This window comes from Marinobacter sediminicola (genome assembly GCF_031157525.1).
Taxonomy (GTDB): Bacteria; Pseudomonadota; Gammaproteobacteria; order Pseudomonadales; family Oleiphilaceae; genus Marinobacter; species Marinobacter sediminicola.
In genome coordinates, this window is record NZ_JAVIXR010000014.1 from 42350 (window position 1) to 68427 (window position 26078).

General features: G+C 54.3%; 21 protein-coding genes. 2 read left to right on the forward strand and 19 right to left on the reverse strand.

Translation table 11 applies throughout. The features are described 5' to 3' along the window. The 6 genes from nusB to glyA all read right to left on the reverse strand — a co-directional run bounded on the left by nusB (position 1) and on the right by glyA (position 5147). Positions 1–477, reverse strand: coding sequence for a transcription antitermination factor NusB (gene nusB, locus RG807_RS15815; protein ID WP_309045757.1), 477 nt, complete (start codon positions 475–477; stop codon positions 1–3). After that, positions 477–953, reverse strand: a complete 477-nt coding sequence (gene ribH, locus RG807_RS15820) for a 6,7-dimethyl-8-ribityllumazine synthase (RefSeq protein ID WP_309045758.1) — start codon at positions 951–953, stop codon at positions 477–479. Before ribH ends, nusB begins: the two co-directional genes overlap by 1 nt. Before the next feature lie 46 nt (positions 954–999). Next, positions 1000–2115 (reverse strand): bifunctional 3,4-dihydroxy-2-butanone-4-phosphate synthase/GTP cyclohydrolase II, encoded by a 1116-nt coding sequence (gene ribBA / locus RG807_RS15825; protein ID WP_309045759.1) that lies wholly within the window; start codon positions 2113–2115, stop codon positions 1000–1002. 76 nt (positions 2116–2191) lie between these two features. Beyond that, complete coding sequence (gene ribD, locus RG807_RS15830; protein ID WP_309045760.1) at positions 2192–3307, reverse strand: bifunctional diaminohydroxyphosphoribosylaminopyrimidine deaminase/5-amino-6-(5-phosphoribosylamino)uracil reductase RibD; 1116 nt, start codon at positions 3305–3307, stop codon at positions 2192–2194. Further along, complete coding sequence (gene nrdR, locus RG807_RS15835) at positions 3304–3822, reverse strand: transcriptional regulator NrdR (RefSeq protein WP_309045761.1); 519 nt, start codon at positions 3820–3822, stop codon at positions 3304–3306. Before nrdR ends, ribD begins: the two co-directional genes overlap by 4 nt. Positions 3823–3893: 71 nt before the next feature. Continuing rightward, positions 3894–5147: a serine hydroxymethyltransferase gene (gene glyA, locus RG807_RS15840; protein WP_309045762.1), complete on the reverse strand. Its 1254-nt coding sequence runs from the start codon at positions 5145–5147 to the stop codon at positions 3894–3896. A gap of 298 nt (positions 5148–5445) precedes the next feature. Here glyA and ettA point away from each other — a divergent pair, with 298 nt between their 5' ends. Next, positions 5446–7107: an energy-dependent translational throttle protein EttA gene (ettA, locus tag RG807_RS15845; RefSeq protein WP_309045763.1), complete on the forward strand. Its 1662-nt coding sequence runs from the start codon at positions 5446–5448 to the stop codon at positions 7105–7107. Beyond that, positions 7107–8483: a DNA repair protein RadA gene (gene radA / locus RG807_RS15850; protein WP_309045764.1), complete on the forward strand. Its 1377-nt coding sequence runs from the start codon at positions 7107–7109 to the stop codon at positions 8481–8483. Before ettA ends, radA begins: the two co-directional genes overlap by 1 nt. A gap of 96 nt (positions 8484–8579) precedes the next feature. On the opposite strand, the gene RG807_RS15855 is transcribed toward radA, so the two are convergent. From RG807_RS15855 to RG807_RS15915, 13 genes are all read right to left on the reverse strand, one after another. Further along, a complete protein-coding gene (locus RG807_RS15855) occupies positions 8580–8948 on the reverse strand; it encodes a PilZ domain-containing protein (RefSeq protein ID WP_309045765.1) in 369 nt (122 codons plus the stop codon). 111 nt (positions 8949–9059) lie between these two features. Then, positions 9060–10340 (reverse strand): MFS transporter, encoded by a 1281-nt coding sequence (locus RG807_RS15860; RefSeq protein ID WP_309045766.1) that lies wholly within the window; start codon positions 10338–10340, stop codon positions 9060–9062. A gap of 14 nt (positions 10341–10354) precedes the next feature. Further along, positions 10355–11419 (reverse strand): uroporphyrinogen decarboxylase, encoded by a 1065-nt coding sequence (gene hemE / locus RG807_RS15865; RefSeq protein ID WP_309045767.1) that lies wholly within the window; start codon positions 11417–11419, stop codon positions 10355–10357. Positions 11420–11547: 128 nt separating this feature from the next. After that, complete coding sequence (locus tag RG807_RS15870) at positions 11548–12966, reverse strand: FAD-dependent oxidoreductase (protein WP_309045768.1); 1419 nt, start codon at positions 12964–12966, stop codon at positions 11548–11550. A 90-nt stretch (positions 12967–13056) separates the two neighbouring features. Continuing rightward, positions 13057–17505: a glutamate synthase large subunit gene (gene gltB / locus RG807_RS15875; RefSeq protein WP_309045769.1), complete on the reverse strand. Its 4449-nt coding sequence runs from the start codon at positions 17503–17505 to the stop codon at positions 13057–13059. Positions 17506–17715: 210 nt separating this feature from the next. Next, complete coding sequence (locus RG807_RS15880) at positions 17716–19146, reverse strand: AAA family ATPase (RefSeq protein WP_309045770.1); 1431 nt, start codon at positions 19144–19146, stop codon at positions 17716–17718. Positions 19147–19181: 35 nt separating this feature from the next. Continuing rightward, positions 19182–20279: a 3-dehydroquinate synthase gene (aroB, locus tag RG807_RS15885; protein ID WP_309045771.1), complete on the reverse strand. Its 1098-nt coding sequence runs from the start codon at positions 20277–20279 to the stop codon at positions 19182–19184. Then, entirely contained in the window at positions 20272–20838 is a 567-nt protein-coding gene (gene aroK / locus RG807_RS15890; protein WP_309045772.1) for a shikimate kinase AroK, read from the reverse strand. Before aroK ends, aroB begins: the two co-directional genes overlap by 8 nt. Before the next feature lie 137 nt (positions 20839–20975). Beyond that, on the reverse strand, positions 20976–23030 hold the full coding sequence (locus tag RG807_RS15895; protein WP_309045786.1) for a type IV pilus secretin PilQ: 2055 nt from the start codon (positions 23028–23030) through the stop codon (positions 20976–20978). Between the two features lie 65 nt (positions 23031–23095). Beyond that, on the reverse strand, positions 23096–23644 hold the full coding sequence (locus RG807_RS15900) for a pilus assembly protein PilP (RefSeq protein ID WP_298453209.1): 549 nt from the start codon (positions 23642–23644) through the stop codon (positions 23096–23098). Positions 23645–23646: 2 nt separating this feature from the next. Then, positions 23647–24258: a type IV pilus inner membrane component PilO gene (locus tag RG807_RS15905; RefSeq protein ID WP_298453212.1), complete on the reverse strand. Its 612-nt coding sequence runs from the start codon at positions 24256–24258 to the stop codon at positions 23647–23649. Further along, complete coding sequence (locus RG807_RS15910; RefSeq protein ID WP_309045773.1) at positions 24258–24821, reverse strand: PilN domain-containing protein; 564 nt, start codon at positions 24819–24821, stop codon at positions 24258–24260. Before RG807_RS15910 ends, RG807_RS15905 begins: the two co-directional genes overlap by 1 nt. Continuing rightward, entirely contained in the window at positions 24821–25885 is a 1065-nt protein-coding gene (locus RG807_RS15915; RefSeq protein WP_309045774.1) for a pilus assembly protein PilM, read from the reverse strand. Before RG807_RS15915 ends, RG807_RS15910 begins: the two co-directional genes overlap by 1 nt. Positions 25886–26078: the final 193 nt, after the last annotated feature.

Consider the following 26078-nt stretch of genomic DNA (forward strand, 5'->3'; position numbering starts at 1 on the left):
TTAGCGTGAGCGGGTCTCGGCAAGACGTAAACGACGGCCTAACTTATCGAGCACACTGTTAACAAACTTGTGCCCTTCTGTACCCCCGAATCGCTTTGCCAATTCGATGCCCTCATTGATAACAACTTTATACGGCACATCAACCCGGTGGCGCAGTTCGTAGGCACCTACCCGAACAATGGCAAGCTCCACGGGGTCTACCTCAAGCAGCGGGCGGTCAAGAAAGGGCTCAATCAGCTTGTCCAGCTCCGCCTGTTCACGGTGAACCCCTCGCAGAACATCACGGAAATACAAAGAGTCTACCTTGGTCATATCATTATCAACCATGAACTCGGCTTCAATATCCGAAATCGGGCTCTTGGTAAAGTGGCGCTGGTAAAGCCCCTGCATTGCCAGAACCCGGGCACGGCGGCGATCGCCAGCTTTTGGCTGGCCTGTCGGCGCCGAACCGGGTGTTGTACCTTCAGTGTCGCTCATTACTCACCCAGCTTGTTAAACAGGCTAACCATTTCCAGCGCTGTAATAGCCGCCTCGGCGCCTTTGTTGCCGGCCTTGGTGCCGGAGCGCTCAATGGCCTGCTCGATTGAATCAACGGTCAGTACACCAAAAGTTACTGGTACGTCGGTTTCCAGGCTTACTGCACCGATACCACTGGACGCTTCGCCAGCAACATACTCAAAGTGCGGGGTGCCGCCACGAATAACGGCGCCCAAGGCAATAATGGCGCTATAGCCACCGGTTTCTGCAACACGCTTTACAGCCAAGGGCATTTCGTAGGCTCCGGGCACGCGCACAACGGTTATATCGCTGTCGGGAATACCGTGGCGGCGCAAGGTGTCGATAGCACCCTCTACCAGGCTTTCCACAACGAAACTGTTAAAACGGCCAACCACCAGCGCATAGCGCCCGGTGCACTGGGTAAAATCACCTTCAATTACTTTGATATCCGCCATCGGTGGCTCCTTCACGGGCTCCAGCAAAGTGCTGCAGCCAGGTTAATCAGTCTGGGGTGTAGGGTATGTACTCAACCACTTCCAGATCAAATCCGGATATGGCCGAGTATTTTACGGGCGGGCTAAGCAAACGCATCTTGCTTACGCCAAGATCCCGCAGAATCTGGGAGCCGGTGCCCACGGTAAAATACACACCGGAGCTGCCTTTGCCAGAGGGGCCGTGCCCATGGTCAAAAAATTCCTGAATACGGTCTTCCAGGTTGTAGCTGTCCTCCGCACTATTGAGCAGAACCACAACACCGCTGCCTTCAGCGGCCACTTTTTCAAGCGCATGATGCAGCGGCCAGCTTCGGGAATCCTTGCGGCGAGCGCCCAGCAAGTCCCGCAAGGTATCGGTAATATGAACGCGCACGTGCACAGGCTCATCCGCCGGAATCTCACCGTAAACCATAGCCAAATGCGTAGAGCCCTGAATAATATCGCGGTAAGTGCGCAGTTTGAACACACCGTATTCCGTATCGAGCTGATTCTCTTCAACACACTCAACGGTGCGTTCGTGGGTGGTGCGGTAGTGAATCAGGTCGGCGATGGTGCCAATCTTCAGATTGTGCTCATCAGCAAATAGCTCCAGGTCTTCCCTGCGTGCCATGGAGCCATCATCATTCATAATTTCACAAATAACACCCGCCGGCTCACTTCCCGCAAGGGCGGCCAGATCACAGGAGGCTTCGGTATGGCCGGCACGGCTAAGCACGCCGCCCGGATCAGACATCAGCGGGAAAATATGCCCCGGCTGAACCAGATCCGACGCTTTTGCATTGCGAGCAACAGCAGCCTGCACCGTGCGTGCGCGATCCGCCGCTGAAATACCCGTGGTTACACCGGTAGCCGCTTCAATAGACAAGGTAAACTTGGTGCCGAAGCCCGACGCGTTCTGCTGAACCATCAACGGCAAGCCCAACTGTTCACAACGGTCCCGTGTCATAGGCATGCAGATGAGACCGCGACCAAAGCGAGCCATGAAGTTAATGTCTTCGGCGGTACAGTGTTCTGCCGCCATCACCAGATCGCCTTCGTTTTCCCGGTCTTCATCGTCCATCAGGATAACCATTTTGCCCTGACGGATGTCTTCTATGATTTCTTCAACGCTGTTCAGTGCCATACTATTTTGCACCCTTGCAATGCACCCGGTACCGCTTGTCAGAAGCAGCTCTAGTGCGCACTGTGAATTTAATCGCTTAACGGCGAACCAGGATCAAACGCTGGTCGTCTCCAATTTGTCGCCGATCTTGTACGGTCCATTCAATCTTGTCAGCCATCGTCTCCAGCGGAAGATGCGCCGTAGGCCGACCGTTGCTTCCTAAAAAAACTGGCGCCTGATATAGCCAGAGTTCATCTACCAATTGTTCATTGATAAATGTGCCTGCCAAGGTTGGTCCAGCTTCAACCAACAATTCATTAATGCCCATCTCCCCCAGCGAATCCAACAGCTCGGAGACATCAATGCCATTATCCTTCCATGAGACGCCCTTCAGGCGAATTCCCAGCGCCGCAAGATCCTGTGCTGGCGCAGTTGCCAGCGTGGACGATGCACAAAACACCTGAACCTTACCACCCCGCAAAATGGTCGCAGACGGCGGTGTTCTAGCATCCCTGTCTGCAATTACACGCAAGGGTTGCCGCGATGGCTCGGTGGCAGCGCCAATATCCCCTAGCTCGTTGCGGCGAACCGTTAAAGACGGGTTGTCCGCAAGCACGGTACCAACACCGGTAAGTATCGCGTCGCTCTCGGCACGGAGCCGCTGAACATCACGACGGGATTCGCTGCCGGTGATCCACTGGCTCTCTCCGGATGCCATGGCCGTACGGCCATCGAGACTGGACGCCATTTTAAGCCGAACCCAGGGGCGGCCGGTATTCATGCGCTTCATGAAACCACGGTTCAGGCGCTCAGCTTCCTCAGCAAGCAACCCTACATGAACCCGGATGCCGGCTTCACGGAGCATGTCGAGCCCCCTTCCGGAGACTGACGGATTCGGGTCTTGGGTGGCGGCAAAAACACGCGATATACCCGCATCAATTAGCGCTCGGGCACAGGGCGGTGTGCGACCAAAATGACTACAAGGCTCCAGCGTGACATAAGCCGTAGCACCACGGGCAGCCGTGCCGGCCTGGCTAAGCGCTCTGGTTTCTGCATGGGCTTCTCCGGCCCGCTCATGCCAGCTCTCGCCCAGAATCTTGTCGCCACGAGCTATTACACATCCAACCCGAGGGTTGGGGTGTGTGGAGTAGCGACCCCGCCACGCAAGTTGCACCGCTCGAGCCATCATGGACAGATCCCGAAGCTCAGTCATTTCGTTGAGTCCGGGGTCTGTGTGTCCGCCAACACTTTTGCAACATCAACCGCCGTTTCGCCGTTAGTTGCCGAAAGCCGCTCAATTTCTTCTTTAAATTCGTTGATGTCCTGGAAGCTGCGATAGACAGAGGCAAACCTTACATAGGCCACCTTGTCGAGCTGGCGCAACTCTGTCATCACTTCCTCACCCAGCTGCATCGACTTCACTTCACGCTCACCGGTCGCCCTCAGGCGATAACGGATGCGATTCAGCGCAGCATCAATTTGCTCGATGCTGACCGGGCGCTTTTCCAATGCTTTCATTATTCCGGAGCGGAGCTTCTCTTCATCGAAAGGCTGCCGAATGCCGTCCTGCTTAACCACCCGCGGCATGACCAACTCGGCGGATTCAAACGTGGTAAAGCGCTCATGGCAGGATAGACACTCTCTGCGGCGACGCACCTGATCACCCTCGGTCACAAGACGCGAGTCAATAACTTTGGTATCTGCTTCACCACAGAAAGGACAATGCATAACGGTACTCCGGAGAGGGAGCCGGGAGGTGCGATGAGTACGCACCCTGCCCGGCAGGTCTTACCAGACGCTTAGCTGTATACCGGGAAGCGCGCACACAGGGCTTCTACCTGTCCGCGAACACGGTTGCTGACGTCTTCGTCTTCCAGGTTATCAAGGATATCGCAAATCCATCCCGCCAGCTCACGGCATTCCGCCACACCAAAACCACGGGTAGTGATCGCAGGCGTACCCATGCGCAGGCCGGAGGTCACAAATGGCGACCGTGGATCGTTGGGAACGGCGTTCTTGTTCACGGTGATGTGTGCACGGCCCAGAGCCGCATCGGCATCTTTACCGGTGATGTCCTGCTTGATCAGACTCACCAGAAACAAGTGGTTCATGGTGCCTCCCGAAACCACATCGTAGCCCCGATCAACAAACACGTTAGCCATAGCCGACGCATTCTTTACAACTTGCTTCTGATAGGTTTTGAACTCGTCGCTCATGGCTTCTTTGAAGCAAATTGCCTTGGCGGCAATCACGTGCATCAGCGGGCCACCCTGACCACCTGGGAAAACAGCAGAGTTCAGCTTCTTGTGCAGAGCTTCATCGTCGCAAGCCAGAATCAGGCCGCCACGGGGGCCACGAAGGGTTTTGTGTGTTGTGGTGGTTACCACGTGGGCGTGGGGCATGGGGTCGGGATATACGCCCGCCGCAACCAGGCCGGCCACGTGAGCCATATCCACAAACAGGTAAGCACCAACCTTGTCGGCAATGGCGCGGAAACGAGCAAAATCCAGTTCCTGGGAATAGGCGGAGAAGCCGGCAATGATCATTTTCGGCTTGTGCTCAACGGCCATCGCTTCCAACTCGTCGTAATCGATCAAGCCAGTGTCTGTATCGATACCGTACTGCACCGCATTGTAGATCTTGCCGGAAAAGTTGACGCTGGCGCCGTGGGTAAGGTGGCCACCATGAGCAAGGCTCATACCCAGAACCGTATCACCCGGGTTAACCAAAGCCATGAAGACGGCGGAGTTGGCCTGGGAACCGGAGTGTGGCTGCACGTTGGCATAAGCGGCGCCGAACAGTTCTTTGGCACGATCAATTGCCAACTGCTCTGCAATATCAACAAACTCGCAACCACCGTAGTAGCGCTTGCCGGGATAACCCTCGGCATACTTGTTGGTCAGGTCACTACCCTGGGCTTCCATTACCCTTGGGCTGGTGTAGTTCTCTGATGCAATCAGCTCAATATGAGCCTCCTGACGCTTGCTTTCCGCCTGCATGGCGTTCCAGAGTTCGTCGTCGAAACCGGCGATCTTCATATCACGATTAAACATCGGTGCGCTGCCCCTGTGTGCTTGACTGGCCCGGAGGGTCTTGGGAATGCCTCCGGAATCCCTTAAAATTCGGGCCGCTATTCTAGCCCATTACCGGGTTGGAAATCATCCTTTATGCTGTGCGCAGATACCGTCATGCGGATATCGGCGGTTTTCCTGAAATTGCTATAGCCCCCTTGTTTCGATACCTTACAAACCCAACTATTTATTCCTGTTTGCAAGGTTCTACGAGGCTGTAGCGAAAAGCGCCTCCGAAGAAACCTGCCACATCTCGTTTGATAAAGAGGGTAATGCCTTTATGGCTCAGTACGTATACAGCATGAATCGCGTGGGCAAGGTGGTTCCACCCAAACGCGAAATCCTCAAGGATATTTCCCTGAGTTTCTTCCCGGGAGCCAAGATTGGCGTACTCGGCCTGAACGGTTCTGGTAAATCTACCCTTCTACGCATCATGGCGGGTGTGGACCAGGATTACATCGGTGAAGCCCGCCCCCAGCCCGGCATCAAAGTGGGCTACCTGCCCCAGGAGCCGGAACTGGACGATACCAAAACCGTCAAAGAGATTGTCGACGAGGCAGTTTCTGAAGTTCATGACGCTCTGGCCGAACTGGACAAGGTTTATGCAGCCTATGCTGAGCCGGATGCAGATTTTGACGCACTGGCCAAAAAGCAGGGCCAACTGGAGGCACTGATTCAGGCCACCGACGGCCATGACATTGAGCGCAAAATGGAAGTTGCGGCAGACGCCCTACGTCTGCCCGCCTGGGACCAGCCGGTAAAGAACCTTTCGGGCGGTGAACGCCGGCGTGTGGCTCTATGCCGCCTGCTTCTCTCCGGCCCAGACATGCTACTGCTGGATGAGCCAACCAACCACCTCGACGCAGAATCCGTCGCTTGGCTGGAACGCTTCCTGCACGATTACGAGGGCACCGTGGTTGCCATCACCCACGACCGCTACTTCCTCGACAACGTCGCCGGCTGGATTCTGGAACTCGACCGGGGCCAGGGCATTCCGTTTGAAGGCAACTACAGTCAGTGGCTGGAGAACAAGCAACAGCGTTTGAGCACCGAAGCCAAACAAGAAGCCTCGCACCAGAAAGCCATGAAGCAGGAATTGGAGTGGGTGCGCAGCAATGCCAAAGGCCGCCAATCCAAGAGCAAGGCCCGTCTTGCCCGCTTTGAAGAGATGAGCTCCCAGGAGTTCCAGAAGCGCAACGAGACCAACGAGATCTATATCCCGCCCGGACCCCGCTTGGGTGACAAGGTCATCGAAGTGGAAGGCATCAGCAAAGCGTTTGGCGACCGCCTGCTTTATGAAGATGTGTCCTTCACTGTGCCACCTGGCGCTATCGTCGGGATCATCGGTGGTAACGGTGCGGGTAAATCCACACTGTTCCGCATGATCGCCGGCCAGGACGAGCCTACTTCGGGCAGCATTACCGTGGGCGAAACGGTTCAGCTAGCCTATGTGGATCAAAGCCGTGACCTGGATGGATCGAAAACCGTGTGGGAACTGCTCAGTGATGGGCAGGACATCATTAAAGTGGGCAACTACGAAACCCCTTCAAGAGCCTATGCCGGCCGCTTTAATTTCAAGGGCTCGGATCAGCAAAAGCGCGTAGGCGACTTGTCGGGTGGTGAGCGTAACCGCTTGCACCTGGCCAAGCTGCTGAAAGAAGGCGGCAACGTGTTGCTGCTGGACGAACCGACCAACGACCTGGACGTAGAAACCCTGCGCGCTCTGGAAGAGGCTCTCCTGAACTTCCCGGGTGCTGCCATGGTTATCTCGCACGACCGCTGGTTCCTTGACCGCGTAGCCACGCACATTCTGGCGTTTGAGGATGACGGTGAGGTGGTGTACTTCGAGGGTAACTTCGCGGAATACGACGAAGACCACAAAAAGCGCAAAGGGGACTCCGCCATGGTGCCCCAGCGCATGAAGTACAAGAAGCTGGCCTGATGGCAAAAGCCAAAATCGCTTACGTCTGCACCGAGTGCGGTGCAGACTATTCCAAATGGCAGGGCCAGTGCACGGCCTGCCAGACTTGGAACACCGTCAGCGAAGTGCGCGGCATCAGTAGCAATACCAAAGGCGCCCGCGGTGTGCGCTTTGAAGGTTTCGCCGGCAGCTTGTCGACAGTCCAAAGCCTGAACGACGTAAGCCTCTCCGAGCAGGAGCGTATCAGCACCGGCATGCAGGAGTTCGACCGGGTTTTAGGCGGCGGGCTGGTGGAAGGCTCTGCCGTATTGATGGGCGGCCACCCGGGCGCAGGCAAGAGTACCCTGTTGCTTCAAGCTGTTTGCCATTTGGCTGCCAGTGTTCCTGCGATTTATGTCACTGGCGAGGAATCCCTGCAGCAGGTTGCCATGCGGGCAAGACGCCTCGGTTTGCCTACCAGTGATCTGAAAATGCTCTCCGAGACCAGTGTCGAACGGATCATTCAGGTGGCAGAGGCGGAAAAGCCACGAATTCTGGTTATAGACAGTATTCAGGTTATGCATGTGGCGGACACTGAATCCGCACCCGGCTCGGTTTCACAAGTGCGTGAGAGCGCAGCGTATCTGACCCGCTTTGCCAAACAAACAGGCACAATTTTGTTCCTCGTTGGCCATGTCACCAAGGACGGCAGCCTTGCTGGGCCCAAGGTGCTGGAGCACATGATTGACTGCTCCATTTTACTGGAAGGCTCAAGCGACAGCCGTTACCGCACGCTACGAGGCATCAAGAATCGCTTTGGCGCGGTGAACGAGCTGGGGGTCTTTGCGATGCTGGAACAGGGCCTGAAGGAAGTTAAAAACCCAAGCGCAATTTTCCTGAACCGTGGTGAAGATGCCGCCCCCGGCAGTGTGGTTATGGTGGTTTGGGAAGGCACTCGGCCGATGCTGGTGGAGATTCAGGCGCTGGTGGACATGGCTCAGGGTGGATACCCGAGGCGTGTGGCGGTGGGTCTGGACCAGAATCGTTTGGCCATGCTTTTGGCGGTGCTGCACCGGCATGGCGGTTTGCATGTGTCGGATCAGGATGTGTTTGTAAACGTGGTGGGCGGCGTGAAGGTTAACGAGACCAGTGCGGATTTGGCGTTGCTGGCTGCTGTTGTCTCTTCGTTTCGGGATCGGGCTTTGCCTCAGGATCTGGTGATTTTTGGGGAAGTCGGGTTGTCGGGGGAGATTCGGCCGGTGCCCAGTGGTCAGGAGCGGATTAATGAGGCCGCAAAGCATGGGTTTACCCGGGCTTTGGTGCCGAAGGCCAATGCGCCCCGCAAGGCTATTGCGGGTATGAAGGTGATTCCGGTGACCAAGCTTAGCGACGCTATTACGGCTTTAGAGGAGCTTTGACCTTGACGTTCGGAGTTTACGGCAGGGTTAGGCTTTACCGTCCAAAAACCGCCTGCAGGCGCAGATGCAAAACCTCCCACTTAGCCACTAATAAATCTAGTCGATTAAGTGAGCCAGCTCCCTCTCAAGAAGAACCTGACCCCCCAAATTTAATTCAACAAGACGCCTCAGATGAGTCGCGCTTTCCAAATCGATGTACTGACATTTGAAGCCTAGCCTATGGGATTCGATGTGTTTTAGCTCCACCGCCATAACAATTCCCACCTTCTCCCCGTCAAGATGAATAACCACCTCGCAAGGTTGGTTCAATGGCACATCCCAGCTTTGCGGGCGTTTGACCAACACGCCTTTCAGTGAGATATCCAACACCTCGGTTGTCCACAGGCTTTCGAGAGCGTGAAGTTCGCACGGGGCGTCGAAGCTTATACGATGGAACTTCCGTTTTTCGGGCGCTTTGGCGGGCAAGGGACTGCTCCTTTTTATTATCGGGACATCTGATACGACTATAGCCGGTACGGGGTCACGCATCCATACAGGCTTTAGCCGCAGCAATCCGGGTCCAAGCGGGAGGGTGAATTAACAACCCTCCTCGTTCTCCTCTTGGCATCGTGGGTCTAGGTCTGTTGCCATGGGAGCGGCATCGGGAAGAGGAACAAATTTTTCCTTTTGCTCCGTGGGTGCGGCCGGCCTTTTGTAGACGCGCATCAGCACATACATGGCATATATCAGGGCCACTGCTGATTCAAACACGAAGAAGCTGAAGGGGCCGGAGGCTGCCATAAGTCCCGCTGCGAACAATGGCCCGAGGGTGGCGCCTATGGAGTGGATCATCAGCAGGCGTCCGGATGCAGCAACGTAGTATCTGCGCTCGAGGCGGTCGAAACTTTCTGCTACGCAGAGCGGGTAGATGCTGCTCATTACGCCGCCAAAGAACAAAGCCAATATCAGTAGTGTGGCGAAGGGTACGCCTGAAGCGAGCAGGCTCAGCAATACTGCCCAGGAAGCACCAACCAAAATAAGCGCAATCGACATAACTAGTCGTCGGTCAAGCCTGTCTGCCAGTGCACCTATGGGTAGCTGGAAGACCAGCCCTCCCAGGACGACCACGCTCATGATCATAGCGGATTCAGCCACGCTCAGGCCGATTCTACGGGCGAAGACTACGCCCAAGGCGTAAAAAGAGCCGATCATTATCCCCGATACCGCCGCCCCGATCATGCCAACTGGCGAGGCTGCGTAGAGTTTTTTCAGGTTGAGTGCGCGGCTTTCGCTGAGATTTGGCTCACCCAGGCTTGTCATAGCAACGGGTATTAACGACAAAACAATCAGAGCTGCCGCCAGCATGAAGAGGTCGGGAGCCTCAGGATCTGCGAGGTTTACCATTGTTTGGCCGGCAGCGATGGCCAGGTAATAGGCGAGCATGTAAAAACCGAGAACTCGCCCTCGGGTTTCGTTGCTGCTCTTGGTATTCAACCAGCTCTCGATGGTGGCCGTTAAGCCGGCAATACAGAAACCGTTAATTATGCGGAGAACTACCCATGCCGTTGGATGGGTAAAGGCTGTGTAAGCCAAGGTGACTGCGGCTGTTAATGCCGCAAAGGCTGCAAATGCGCGGATATGGCCGATGCGGAGGATTACCCGCTTTCCGCGCAACCCCCCAAGCCCGAGGCCAAAGTAGTAGGCCGCCATGATCGCCCCGATCAGCGCTATCGGATAGCCCGCCGCTTCCATGCGGAGCGGCAGAACAACGCCAAGCAAGCTTTTGCCGGCAATCAGAGCGGCCGTACCACCCAACAGGGGACGTACCGAGACAAGAATCTCGCTTACGCTTCGAACCATTATCCGGTAGTCACCCATTGGCTCAGCTCTTTTTAGCTGTGGTATTCCGGGCTCAATTCAACAACGGCTTCAATGAAGGCTTTGGCATTCTCGGGCTTCACTTCTGGAGTGATACCGTGCCCGAGGTTGAAGATATGGCCTGGGCCAGAGCCATAACGGCGCAGGATGTCACCCACCTCTTCGCGGATTCGTGCCGGTGATGCGTACAGCATAGTCGGGTCCATGTTGCCCTGCAGAGCCACACGATCGCCAATACGAGCACGGGCATCACCGATATCTGTGGTCCAATCCAGACCTACAGCGTCGGCGCCTGTATCTGCAATAGACTCCAGCCACTGGCCACCATTTTTGGTAAACAGAATCACCGGAACGCGGCGCCCATCGTTCTCACGGATCAGGTTATCTACAATTTTCTGCATGTAATTCAGCGAGAACTCTTTGTAAGCCCAAGTGCTCAAGAGCCCGCCCCAAGTGTCAAATATCTGAACAGCCTGGGCGCCTGCCTTAATCTGGCCATTGAGGTAATCAATTACGATATCGGCAAGCATGTCGAGCAGGCGGTGCATAACCTCAGGCTCGCTGTACATCAGCTTTTTGGCTTCGCGGAAGTCCTTGGAGGATCCCCCTTCAACCATGTAAGTTGCCAGTGTCCAGGGACTTCCGGAGAAGCCAATCAACGGCACACGGCCATTAAGCGCGCCACGAATGGTGGAGACCGCGTTCATTACATAGTCCAGGTCGGTTGTTGCCTTGATAGTTGGCAGGGCGTCCAAATCTGCTTTGGAGCGTATGGGGTGCTTGAACTTGGGGCCTTCACCCGTCTCAAAGTACAACCCGAGGCCGAGGGCGTCCGGAATAGTCAGAATATCCGAAAACAGAATCGCAGCATCCAGCGGAAAACGCTCAAGTGGCTGGAGGGTTACTTCGCAGGCCAGCGGCGTGTTCTTGCACAAGCTGAGGAAATCGCCAGCTTTCTCCCGGGTAGCGCGATACTCGGGTAGATAGCGTCCCGCCTGGCGCATCATCCATACCGGGGTACGATCAACAGGCTGGCGCATCAGGGCGCGTAGAAAGCGGTCATTCTTCAACTCGGTCATAGGGATCCCAACGTTGTCTCTTTCAGATGGTCTTTGTAGAACGAAAGCAATGATACCCCGTTTGCCATAATAAAAAAGGCCGGCTTACCCTTAGTCAGCCGGCCTGTCGAGTCATGATACAGCCTTAATCAAATATCGAGATAATCCATGATACCTTCGGCTGCCTGGCGACCTTCCCAGATTGCCGTTACCACCAGATCCGAACCCCGAACCATGTCACCACCGGCAAATATTTTTGGGTTGCTGGTCTGGAAGCCGTACTCTGCCTTTTCCGGGGCGGTTACTCGGCCAGAATCGTCGGTATTGATTGCGTGCTTGCCAAACCAGTCCGCCGGGCTCGGCCGGAAGCCGAAGGCGACCAATACCGCATCTGCCGGTATCACTTCTTCGCTGCCGGGAACCACTTCCGGGCGACGACGGCCATTTTCGTCCGGCTCGCCGAGCTGCGTCGACACTACTTTTACGCCCTCAACCTGGCCCTCACCAACAATCGCAATGGGCTGGCGATTAAACAGGAATTTCACACCCTCTTCCTTGGCGTTGGACACTTCACGTCGCGAGCCCGGCATGTTGGCCTGATCGCGACGATAGGCACAGCTCACGCTTTCTGCCTGTTGACGAATGGAGGTCCGGTTACAATCCATTGCGGTGTCACCGCCACCCAGAACCACCACTCGTTTGCCTTTCATATCAATGAACTCTGAAGCGTCTTTTTCAAACCCGAGGCGACGATTCACGTTGGACACGAGGAAGGGCAAGGCATCATAAACGCCCGGTAGGTCTTCGCCCGGGAATCCGCCCTTCATGTAGTTGTAGGTACCCATCCCCATGAACACGGCATCGTATTCATCAAGGATGTCCTGCATCTGAATATCCTTACCCACTTCAGTGGACAATCGGAACTCAACACCCATCTCCTCAAACACCTGTCGCCGGCGAGCCATAACGGACTTTTCCAGCTTGAATTCGGGGATGCCAAATGTGAGCAGGCCGCCGATTTCCGGATAGATATCAAACACCACCGGTTTAACACCATGGCGAACCAGCACATCGGCACAGCCAAGGCCTGCCGGGCCAGCGCCAATTACGGCCACTTTTTTATCCGTCCATTTGACAGCAGACATGTCCGGCTTCCAGCCCAAAGCAAAGGCCGTATCGGTGATGTATTTCTCAACCGAACCAATAGTCACAGCGCCGAAGCCATCATTCAACGTGCAAGCGCCTTCGCACAGGCGGTCCTGGGGGCAAACCCGGCCACAGACTTCTGGCAGCGAATTGGTTTGATGACATAACTCAACCGCCTTCATGATGTTGCCTTCCGCAACCAGCTTCAGCCAATTGGGAATGTAGTTGTGAACCGGGCACTTCCATTCACAATAGGGATTGCCACACTCCAGACACCGGTGAGACTGAGTCGCCGCACTATCTGCAGTGAACGGGTGGTAGATTTCACCAAATTCCTTTTTGCGTTTCTTCGCAGGAACCTTTTTCGGATCTGCCCGACCTACTTCCACAAACTGAAAATCGTTGTTTAGTCTTTCTTTCATATTGGCGTTCTCATCAACTCAATTTCGACAAGGGCTACCCCTATTGGCAACCCGGAACCCTCGCAAGTATCCATTCTCTATGCGAAGCGCTTATTCAGGCCGCGCACGGGTGCTTGCCAGCAGGCTGCGCAAACTTGCAGCCTTGGGTTTCACCAGCCAGAAGCGGCCGATGTAGTCGTCGAAATCTTCAAGAATATGCTCGGCCCAAACACTGCCGGTTTCCGATATGTGCTCACGAATCACGCTGCGCAGATGGTTGCGGTAGGCTTCCATTTCTTCACGGGAGATGCGCTGGATTTCCACCAATTCGTGGTTGTATTTGTCTACAAACGTATTGTCCATATCCAGCACATAGGCGAACCCGCCCGTCATACCGGCACCAAAGTTGGGGCCTGTAGAACCCAGCACAGTGACCAGCCCGCCGGTCATATATTCACAGCAATGATCACCCGCGCCTTCAACAACTGCGTGGGCGCCGGAGTTGCGCACAGCAAACCGCTCACCGGCGGTGCCAGCCGCAAACAGCTTGCCGCCGGTGGCTCCGTAGAGACAGGTGTTACCGATGATCGCGGTATTCTGGGACTCGAAAACACTGCCGCGGGGTGGTTTGACGACCAGCTTGCCGCCCGTCATGCCTTTACCGACATAATCGTTGGCATCGCCCTCAAGAATCAGATTAAGCCCGCCAACGTTCCAGACACCAAAGCTCTGGCCCGCAGTACCCACAAGACCCAAGGTTATTGGCGAGTCTGCCATTCCCTGGTTGCCGTGCTTTGCCGCAATCTCACCGGAAAGTCGCGCACCAATCGAACGGTCGCAGTTGGTTACGCGGAAATTCCAGGCTCCACCAGTTTTGCCTTCAATGGCCGGGGCAATGGCTTTGAGCATTTGTTCCGCCAGCAAGCCCTGGTCGAATGGCACATTGCGCTCGATCTGACAGGTTTGTGGCTTGTCCGCAGGAATGTGATCATTGGACAGCAACCTCGTGAGGTCTAGCTGTTTCTGGCGCTCGGTATCGCCTGGCAAGCGAACGAGAAGATCCGTTCGACCTACAAGCTCTTCCAGCGTACGCACGCCCAGCTTGGCCATCCACTCACGGGTTTCTTCCGCGACAAAGCGGAAGAAATTCATAGCCATTTCCACAGTGCCTTTGAAGTGTTCTTCCCGGAGGTGTTCGTTCTGGGTGGCAACACCGGTAGCACAATTATTCAGGTGGCAAATGCGCAAATATTTGCAGCCCAAAGCCACCATGGGGGTGGTGCCAAAGCCAAAACTCTCGGCGCCAAGAATCGCGGCCTTCACCACATCCAGGCCGGTTTTTATACCGCCGTCTGTTTGCAGCCGAATCTTTCCACGCAAATCATTGGCGCGCAGCGCTTGCTGGGTTTCGGTCAATCCGAGTTCCCAGGGCGAGCCCGCGTAACGTATGGACGCCAAGGGACTTGCCGCCGTGCCACCGTCGTATCCGGAGACGGTAATCAGGTCGGCATACGCCTTTGCCACGCCGGCCGCAATGGTGCCAACGCCAGGCTCTGAGACGAGTTTTACAGAGACCAGAGCTTGTGGATTAACCTGTTTGAGGTCAAAGATCAGCTGCGCCAGATCTTCAATGGAGTAGATATCGTGATGCGGCGGTGGCGATATCAAGGTAACGCCGGGCACAGAGTAGCGCAGACGGGCGATCAACTGGTTGACCTTGCCACCAGGTAGCTGTCCACCCTCGCCTGGCTTGGCTCCCTGAGCAACCTTGATCTGCATAACATCGGCGCTGCGCAGATACTCTGCGGTTACACCAAAGCGGCCGGAGGCCACCTGCTTGATCTTGGAGCGCTTTATGGTGCCGTGGCGAACCGGGTCTTCACCGCCCTCACCGGAATTGGAACGGCCGCCAAGCGTGTTCATAGCCACGGCTAACGCTTCATGAGCCTCCGGCGATAAGGCGCCAAGGGACATGGCAGCGGAGTCGAACCGGGGAAAGATTTGCTCCACTGGCTCAACAGCTGAAAGCTCGATGGTTTCTATACCCTCACGAAACCCGAACAAATCCCTGATCGTCGCGACCGGGCGCTCATTGACCAGCGCCGCGTATTCTTTGTAATGCCCGTAGCTGCCGGTGGTCACTGCTTCCTGCAGTTTGGTGACTACGTCCGGGTTGAAGGCATGGTACTCCTGACCATGGATGTATTTCACCAAACCACCCGGGGTAATGGGCTTGCGCGGCTTCCAAGCTGTCGCGGCCAACTGCTCCTGGTCGTGTTGCAAATCGAAAAAGCTTGCACCCTGAATGCGGCACGGAACCCCTTTGAAGCACAGATCAGCAACGTCATCAGCCAGACCAATAGCCTCAAAAAGCTGGGCGCCCCGATAAGAGGCAATAGTGGAGATGCCCATTTTGGACAAGATCTTCAGCAGACCCTTGTTGATTCCTTTGCGATAGTTGTTCTTCGCCTCGATAGGATCCATTAACAACTCGCCGGTGCGGATCAAATCATTCAGAACCTGATATGCGAGGTAGGGATAGACCGCGGTGGCTCCAAAGCCCAACAGCACAGCAAAATGATGGGGATCCCGAGCCCAGCCTGTTTCCACGATGATATTGGAATCACAGCGCAGGCTTTTTCCGGACAGGTGGTGGTGAACTGCGCCTGTCGCCATCAATGAATTCACCGGCAGCTCGCCCTGCCTCAAATCCTTGTCTGAAAGAATAAGTAGTACGCTGCCACTGCGAACAGCTTGCTCAGCCTCATCACAAATGCGGCAAATTGCCTGCTCGAGCCCCTGCTCCGGCAGGTAGCTCAGGGAAATCCGCGCCACGGCGAACCCCGGGCGCTCATTATTGGCGATGCGAAGAAACTTGGCTGGCGAAAGAACCGGTGTCGTCAGGATAATTCTGTCTGCGTGCTCTGCTGTTTCCTCAAAGACATTACGCTCGGCACCCAGACAGGTTTCCAGCGACATCACAATGGCTTCGCGAAGTGGATCAATCGGCGGGTTGGTTACCTGAGCAAACTTCTGGCGAAAAAAGTCCGCAACGTGCCGAACCTTACTGGACAATACTGCCATAGGCGTGTCGTCCCCCATGGAGCCAACAGCTTCCTGGCCATTTTCCGCGAGCGGGCGCAGGATCTGATCGCGCTCCTCATAGGACACCATGAACATTTTCTGGTGTACCAGAAGGTCATCCGCATCCATCAGCCGGAATTCCGGCATTTCCTGACTCAGAGTTGCTTCCACTCGCAGCGCATTTTCGCGCAACCAGAGCCTGTAGGGCTGAGCCGTTTTGAGACGTTGATCGATATCCCGGGTGTGCAACACTTCACCGGTTTCCGTATCAATCGCCAACATTTGTCCCGGGCCTACCCGGCCTTTGGCAACCACATCCTCCGGCTGGTAACCATAGGTACCAATCTCTGATGCCAGGGTAATGAAATCATCCTTGGTAACCACCCAGCGCGCAGGACGCAAACCATTCCTGTCCAGCATGCACACAGCGTAACGGCCATCCGACATAACCAGTCCGGCAGGACCATCCCATGGCTCCATGTGCATCGAGTTGTATTCGTAAAACGCCCGCAACTCTGAATCCATGGTATCGACATTCTGCCAAGCCGGTGGAATCATCATGCGCGCAGCCCGGAACAGGTCCACGCCGCCCGCCAGCAGAATCTCAAGCATATTGTCCATGCTTGACGAATCAGAACCGGCAAGGTTCACAAGAGGCTGCAGTGTTTTCAGATCCGGCAGGTTTGGCGAACTGAACTTGGCAGCTCGGGCTATAGCCCAATTCCGGTTGCCGTCGATGGTGTTAATTTCGCCATTGTGTGCCAGAAAACGAAACGGCTGAGCCAAGGGCCAAAGCGGCATGGTATTGGTGGAAAAGCGCTGGTGAAACACGCAAATGGCAGTAGCGAAATCAGGATCACCCAGATCCTTATAGAAGTTCGCCAGATCCGCCGGCATCATCAGCCCTTTATAGGCAAGGGTGCGGTGGGACAGGCTGCAGATATAAAACTCGGAATCATCCGCCATATCCCGCTCGGCATGGCGACGCCCAACAAACAGGCTGATGGCAAATTCCTGCTCTGACTTGCCTGCAGGCGTTACGAAAACCTGCTCGATACGCGGCATACAATCCAGAGCCATAGGCCCCAAGCAGCTGGCATCAACCGGCACTTCACGCCAGCCCATAACTTCAAGACCTTGACCGGCGAGACACTTCTCTAGAACCAGTCGGCCTTTTGCAGCTTTATCGGATTCCTGACTCAGGAACACCTGACCTACAGCAAACAAGCCGTTGGGCTCTTGGCCGAACGCTTTTTTGGCAGCTTTCTTCAGAAAAGCTTGAGGGCTTTGTATTAGGAGACCGCAACCGTCACCGGTTTTGCCATCGGCGGCGATACCACCTCTGTGCGTCATGCAGGTAAGCGATTCAATGGCCGTTTGCAGCAGTTTGTGGCTGACCTCGCCTTTCATGTGGGCGATTAGTCCAAACCCGCAGTTATCTTTGAACTCGTCGGGGTGATACAGACCTGATTTCATAAGCGCCCTCTTGCATATCTATGCATCTTTGCCAGCGACTTTGCACCAAAAAAGTGCACAAAATCAGCCGACGCTAAAAAAATGGGGCAGCGATTATACGCACGTATAAATACGTACTCAAACACATTTTATTTTATCTTTTCTGGAAGGAAACAGGGGGAAATGATTTTCAACTTCAAAAACAGAGAGTTACCTCTCATTACTGGCAGATCACAAACCTTCAGTTGTTCGCACCCAAGGCGTGCCCGATATCAGTGCACGAGGCAAAGTGGTCGCAGCCTTCTGTGCCTCTTCCTTGGTTGCATAGCTTCCGTGAAGAACCATGAACCAAGGTTCGCTCTTTCGCTCTCCCTTGGTATAAACCAGCTCAGGGAGAGAGGGGTAGCGGGAAATAACATTCAGTGCCGTTTGCTCCAGATTTCCAGCCACTAACTGAATAGTCCAACCTTTACTGCGGCTGCGCATCTGCTCAATGCTTACATATTTACCAGCATTTTTTGGAATGAAACGAGGCTCAGGCTCAGGCTCAGGCTCAGGCTCAGGCTCAGGCTCAGGCTCAGGCTCAGGCTCAGGCTCAGGCTCAGGCTCAGGCTCAGGCTCAGGCTCAGGAATAGGTTCTGCCGGCGCTACGGGCTCTGTCAACACCGGAACATCTTCCACTGCAGACATATCTTCCGGTGTTTCGGGGCCAATGGTAATACTTCTGCGAACACGATCAGGCACTGGAAGCGCTTCACTATCCAAAGCTACCGTCTCATCATACTGCTGGGACACGAACCACCAGGAAGCTCCCAGGATCAAAAGCGCCAACGCGGGCAAGCGAAACTGCCGGAAATCGATACGCTTGACGTTTTTTTGCTTGGATACATCAGACACGATATCCAGCCAAATCCCTGGCGTAACCCTTTTCAGCCGGGAGAAGCTTCCTTGGCTCAAATCATGTATCCGCGAAAGACGAGCGGGACTGAGGAGTTCACTCACCTTACCCCCCGCGTTATGGACGCGGGGCTCAAGATAGGAGAACACTTCTTCTCGGGTTAGTGGTCGTAAATGGACCTGGTGAACTGTGACAGCGGAGTCGTCTATGCCTAGAAGCGTAACCAAGCGATCCTCCCCAGCGAAAACCGGGACTGCCGCCTTGGCTCGATCTGCCGCCAAAAACCCGTCAAGGATCAGCCTGAGTAGCTCTGTAGGAACCCGGTCAGCATCGTCGACAAGTAGCACCATGCGCTGCCCTTTGCCAACCCTGGTTTCTGACCATCGGAAAAAGCGATACACGGCCTCTCGCGGGTTATCACCCGGGCTAGCGCCAGAACGGGCAACCTGCCGAAGATCCTTTGCAAGAGCGCTCACACTGACCATGGCTGCAGAAGAAATGCGATGAAAACCCAATCGTGATGACTCACTGCGAACCAACTCTGCCAGCAACCGGCTTTTTCCAGACCCGGGGCCGCCGGTGAGTAGCAGAGCCATATCACCAAACCCGCACAGATGGCGCAATGCCTCCAGGGCGTGGTGACGCATACCATCCGGAAAGAAAGGGGTGTCCATCTCCAGCGGATTACCCCTAAGGCCATACCGCTGCTGCAAACGGGGGAACAGACCTCCACCGTCCAGACTGTTGAAAGTGTCTTCAGTCACTAAACATCCCTACGGTTCAAAATTACACGCCCTGCTCAATTTTCCTGATAACAGAAAGCGCTGAGCGTTGCCTTGAGATTTTCCGGAGATGCGCCGGATGTAACCTCTGCCTCACCCACAGCCTTGAGCAACACCAACCTTAATTTGCCATCGACATTCTTCTTATCGACGGCCATCAGGCTCATAAAGTCCGCAGGCGTCATTTGCTTGGGCGGCCGCGAAGGAAGACCAGCTTTGAGAACAATCTGCACAATCCGGTCATAATCAGCCGGGTTTATCGACCCCTCTCGTAACGACAGATCGGCAGCCATAATCATGCCAGTGCCTACAGCCTCTCCATGGAGCCAGTTGCCATAGCCGGCGAAGGTTTCGATCGCATGGCCAAATGTATGGCCAAGATTCAGAGTAGCTCGAATTCCACTTTCCCGTTCATCCTGAGCGACCACATCGGCCTTGCTCGCACATGAACGGAATATGGCTTCTCCCAACGCCTCGCTATCAAAAGCGACCAACTGACTCATCGTCTGTTCGAGCCAATCAAGAAAGGCCAGATCACGAATAAGTCCGTACTTAATGACCTCCGCAAGTCCGGCGGACACTTCCCTGGGCGGCAAGGTCTTAAGTGTATCTGTATCAATCAATACCACTTCTGGCTGATGAAAAGCACCAACCATGTTTTTCCCAAGCGGATGGTTAATTCCGGTTTTACCACCCACGGACGAATCCACCTGAGACAGTAGCGTGGTAGGAATTTGTATGAATGGAACGCCACGCTGGTAGCACGCAGCAGCAAACCCGGTCATATCCCCAACCACACCGCCACCAAGCGCTACCAGCGTCGTTTTCCGAGTGTGCTGCCTTTCCAGCAGGGCGTCGAAAATCAGATTCAGCGTTTCCCAGTCTTTGTGTTTTTCACCGTCCGGGAGCACCAGGGTATCAATAGTCTTCCCGGGAAAACTGGCTTTTGTTTTCTCCAGATATAAGGGCGCGACCACATCGTTGGTTACAATCAGTACCTGAGATCCGCCGACGTAATCTGAAAGGTCATATTCACCCAGAATGCCTTCACCGATCACAATCGGGTAACTACGCTCACCCAGCTCAACTTGAAGTTCGTGAAGCAACTTATACATGATTGCGTCCCTCCTTTCGCACCTGCCTTTGTTGCCGCGGTGTTTTTGGGTTTATGCGATTGACAAGTTGCCGCACCACAAGACGTGGACTTTTGCGATCAGTATGCATAATGATGTCTGCCAACTCTGTATATAGGGGGTCCCTAACGGCAAACAACTTCCGCAAAACACCTTCGGGGTCATCATTCTGTAGCAAAGGTCGATTCCGATCTTTACGTGTGCGCTCCACCTGCTGCTCAATGGAGGTTCTCAAGTAGACAACCACCGAATGCATTTTCAGGAGCGCGTGATTTTCAGGGCGCATTACCGCGCCACCACCGGTAGCAAGCACAGTCCCTGCCTCAGCCGACAGCTCTTCCAACATAGCTGTTTCTCGTTGCCGAAAGCCCTCCTCCCCCTCAACATCGAATATCCAGGGAATGTTTGCTCCGCAGCGCTCCTCAATGATTCGGTCGGTATCAAGAAACCTGTATCCCAGCTCACGGGCAAGCATACGGCCGATGGTGCTTTTACCTGCGCCCATGGGGCCAACCAGGACTATGCGTTTGGGCAAAGACATAACTACCGCTCAATAATGTTCAGGCGGGTGAGAATATCACAGGGCTGAAGATTGCATAAGCTTCAGCGTGGGCACCACAAGCCTTCAGACAAAAAAAAGCCGCCGGTTTATCGCGGCGGCTTTTTTCCTGACCCCTGTTACTGAATCAGGTCATTCTTGATGATCTTCGGTGTGATGAAGATCAGGAGTTCGCTACGAAGCTCGGTTACTTCTGTTCGCTTGAAAAGACGACCCAGATAGGGGATGTCGCCCAGGAACGGTGTTTTGGTAACCGTGGTTGAATTGGTGGACTCGAAAATCCCACCGAGCACAATCGTTTCACCGTTACCCACAAGTACCTGCGTTGTAATGGAGTTTGTATTGATGGCCGGACCGGCATCAGTATCTTCACCTCGGGAGTCCTGATTGACCTCCAAATCCATAATGATCTTGTCATCAGGTGTAATCTGAGGAGTAACCTCTAGCGACAAGACAGCTTCCTTGAATGAAGTGCTGGTTGCACCGCTGCTGGAAGCCTCCTGATACGGAATTTCCTGGCCCGACTTGATAGAAGCAGTTTGACGATCTGCAGTTACCACTCGCGGCTGTGACACCACCTCGGCTTGGCCATCACTTTCAAAGGCGGACAACTCCATATCAATCAAGAAGTCAGTACCAATATAGCCAAAGGCCAACGAGCCTGCCGGAGTACGATTAGTTCCAAGGTCTACGTTCAAGTCAGACGGAAAACCGAGAGCGCCACTGCCAGCAATCCCTGCCAAGCCACCCTGAGAACCGCCTACCACAACGTTGTTGTTTCCGTTGTTTGCATCACCGCGAGCTGCCGCGCCCCAGCGCACACCAAGCTCTTGGGCAACATTATTCTGGGCGCGAACAATTCTAGCTTCGATGGAGACTTGGCGAACCGTTATGTCCCAAGTCGACACGAGGCGACGGATTTCATCCAGTTTCTCAGATGTTTCACGAACACTGATGGTGTTGGTGCGAGCATCAGATGATACAAAGCCTCTGCTGGAAATCAGTTCTTTGTCTTCTTTGATCAGACCGACGATGTCAGCGGCTTTCGCATAGTTAACCTGGATAATATCCAGACGAACTGGCGCAAGCTCTGCAATCTGCTTGGTTGTTTCAAGTTCAAGCTTCTCACGGGCCGCAATTTCTTCTGCGGGCGCAACCAGCAATACGTTGCCGATCTGACGCTTATCCAGCCCTTTGGTTTTCAGGATAAGATCCAGAGCCTGGTCCCATGGAACATTCTGCAAGCGCAGAGTGATGCTGCCACCCACTGTGTCACTGGCAACCAGGTTCAGGCCGGTGAAATCTGCAATCAGCTGCAGCACCGAGCGTACTTCAATGTCCTGGAAGTTCAGGGAAAGCTTCTCCCCGGAGTACGGGAACTTCTCTTCACGGCGGGTTTCAGCTTCTTCTTCGCTCAGCTTTTCTACACTGACGGTAAACTGGCTGCCCGATTGATAGGCAATGTAATCGTAATTGCCTTCGGGGCGAATCTCGATTACAGCATTGCCATCTTCAATGAACGTATCGACACGACTGACAGGCGTTGCGAAATCGGTTACATCCAAGCGACGGCGTAGATCCGCTGGCACAGCGATCCCATTCATCGTCAAGCGGATTTTTCCACCCAACTCAGACAGATCTACCGGGGTACCGGGGCTTCCCAGATCAACAATGACACGACCTTCGCCATTCTGACCACGACGGAAATCTACGCCCGCCAATGTACCCGGTGTAGAAGCTGGCTGAGACGCAGCTGCTGTACCGGAGGGGGTAGCGGCAACGGAGCCGGCGCCTGATTCACCACCGATGGTCATTACCAACGAGTTGTTATTCCGAACCGTCTCGTAAGGCGCAAGCTCAACCAGATTAAAGATCAAACGAGTGCGATCCTTTGTCTCCACAACGGTCATACTCTGGGCATTACCTGATCCAAGAGGAATGCTGCGAGTGTTAAGACCACTGGTAGTATCGCGCAAATCCACTGCGATTCGCGCCGGACGCTCAATGGTGTAGCCCGACGGTTCGGGCGGTTGGCCATCAAATTTAAGTGTCACTTCCAGGCGCTCTCCCGGTAGCGACGAAAACGACACGTCTTCCAGCGTGACCGCACTGGCCAGGCCGGATAACAACCCAAAAGCAATTACGCTGACGTATACATTGAGTTTTCTGAACATCGCTAGCCTCGACCCCGAACTTTTTTGTACATGCATTTTTCTTTCAGTTTTCATCAGATCGCTCCTTAGCCTGCGTCTTCGTCCAGGGTCAGAGAGCGAGGACGCTCTACCCAGCCACCCCGGCCATTGGGAACGATTTCGATAAGCTCTATTCGGGTTTCACTAACGCCAATAACCCGGCCGTAGTTCTGCCCCATGAAATTCCCGGTACGAACCCGGTGAATACCGCCCGCATTGTCCCGAATCAAAGCAAACAGGTTTCCAGTCACACCCTGAAGCGTGCCCACCATGCCAAGATCCTTGAGATCAAAATTCTCCAACACCTCTTTAGGACGATCCAGATTGGGCTCAACGTCACTGACCGGCTTTTCATCAACCATCGTCAGCTGCACATCCAGTGGCGGCTCAAACGGAGCTCGCCTGTCTGCTGCCGAGTAACTGAATGCCTCGTAAGCACTGAACTCAGGCAAGGGCTCGACGTGCCCCCGAGGTTTGGCTCGGGTGTCTGCCATGAACTTGTCCAGATCGGAAAAACCGCTGCCCTGGGAGCAAGCTGTCAATAGTGATACCAGACAAACACCCAGCCAGGCCTTTCCCGCATGCTTTGCTGCCATGCTTATTCTCCAGCCCGGTAGCGGTATGTGCGAGCAACTACTTGCATATCAAGTCGCTCACCGTCTCCGCCAGTTGGTTTAATGGTTAAATCGTGCAGTGTCACAATCCTGGGAAGACTGGCCACACTGCTTACAAACGATGCAAGCTCATGATAGGAGCCTGAAACACGGATATTGATTGGCAGCTCTGAATAGAAGTCGCGCCTCTGCTCAGGCTGAAGCTTTACTTCTTGCAGCGCCAAGCCGCTACCCAATGCCGTGTTGGTGATATCCTCCAAAAGGCCGGGCACTTCTGTCTCACTCGGAAGCTGCCGCACCAAGGCGCCAAAGGTTTCTTCCATTTCGACCATTTGAGCCTTGAAAACCTCCAGATTAGCCACCTGGTAAGCTTTTTCTTCGTATTTTTTGCGCAAATCCTGTTCGGTTTTTTCAACCCTGTCGAGCTGCACATACTGATCTTTTACAAAAAACCAGTACCCACCCCCCATGATCAAGCCGAACACGATAAGAACAACAATGCCTTTAATGGGTGCTGGCCAGATGCCGGCATTATTTATATCAAGATCGTTGATATCAAATTCATTCAGGCTTTTAAGTGAATCCGCAAGGCTCATTACTTGTTCCCTCCTTCCGGCTCAGGCGTTTTTTGCTGCACTGTCATGGTGAACTGGCTGTAGCCTGCTCGTTTTCCATCCGCAGACGACACATTCGACAAATTCGGGCTTGTGAACCATTCGGACTCGTCAAACTGTCGCATCAGTGTTGAAACGCGGCTATTCGACTCTGCCATACCAACAATGCTTACCTGATCACCTGATTTTTTCAGATCTGTATAGAACAAGCCGTCGGGTAGCGTGCGAACCAATTCATCAAAGGCACGAACGATGACGGGGCGCTTACCCTGCAGGTCCTGAATAACCTTCATGCGCGCCAGCAACTCGTTGCGCTTACGCTTCAAGCTGTCGATTTCACGAATTTGCACATCCAGTTTTTTGGTTGCCGATTCAATGTATGCATTGCGCGATTGCTGGTACGCAATACTGCTATCAAGATCGGAACTCCACAGGAACGTGAGACCGGCAGCAATAATAGCAGCACCCACAACCATCACAACAAACTGCTTCTGTTTCTCTGCCCGGAGCTCTTCGCGCCAAGGCCTGAGGTTAATTCTTGCCATTAGTCGAAGCTCCTCATTGCCAGACCACACGCAATCATCAGCGAGGGAGCGTCGTTGCTCAGAGCAGATGCGTTAACCCGCGAACCGACCGCCATCTCCGCAAAGGGATTCGCGACCAGTGTCGGCGTACCTGTTTTCTCTTCCACCATTTCGGTCAGCCCCTGAATCGAAGCAGTACCACCGGCAAGAACCACATAGTCCACCGCATTGTACTGACTGGCACCGAAGAAGAACTGGAGGGCTCGCGCAACCTGCTGAACCACGGCCTCCCGGAAAGGGGTTAGCACTTCGGATTCGTAATCGTCAGGCAGCCCACCCTGCTTCTTGGCAAGTCCGGCCTCCTCAACAGAAAGTCCATATCGACGCTGAATCTCTTCAGTCAGCTGCTTGCCGCCGAAAATCTGCTCTCGCGTATAGACAGTTTTGCCTTCAGCGAGAACGCTCAAGGTTGTCATGGTGGCACCAACATCAACGATAGCCACCACCAGATCTTCGCCCTGGGAGTCGAGCTGAGCTTCAATCAAACCGTATGCACGCTCCAGTGCATAGGCCTCGACATCCACAATTTTCGTGTTGAGTGAGGCAATCTCAAGTGCATCCTGGCGAATATCCACGTTCTCTTTACGGCAGGCCGCCAAGAGCACATCCACCTGGTCCGGGTTCGTTTCCGAGGGACCCTGCACTTCGAAATCAATCGCAACCTCGTCAAGTGGGTATGGAATATACTGATCAGCCTCAAGGGCGATCTGATCTTCCATCTCAAATTCGTTGAGGCCACCATCCATCTGGATGAGCTTGGTAATGACCGCCGAGCCGGATACAGCCACAGCAACCTGCTTGACGCTGGTGCGCGACTTTGAGGCTACCCGCTTGAGTACCTCACCAACCGCCTCAACGTCCGTGATATTTTTTTCCACGACCGCGTTAGCCGGCAACGGCTCAACGGCGTAGCTCTCGACCTTGTAACGGTCGCCCTGCTTAGACAACTCTATGAGCTTGACGGAGCTGGAGCTCACATCAACGCCCAATACTGCACTGGATTTCTTTCCGAACAATCCGAACACGCGCTCACCCTATACCTGGCTAGTTGCACCCGGTTACATGTGTTATGTGTTTTTTATTTAAGAGAATTTCTTCATTGTTCCGTTTACAATGCCCACTCTCGTTCAGCTGGGAACATTTGCGACGGTGAAGCGACTCATCCTTCCTAAAGCAATTTCTCAAATGATAGACCTATATCCAACAGTTGTCAGAAAA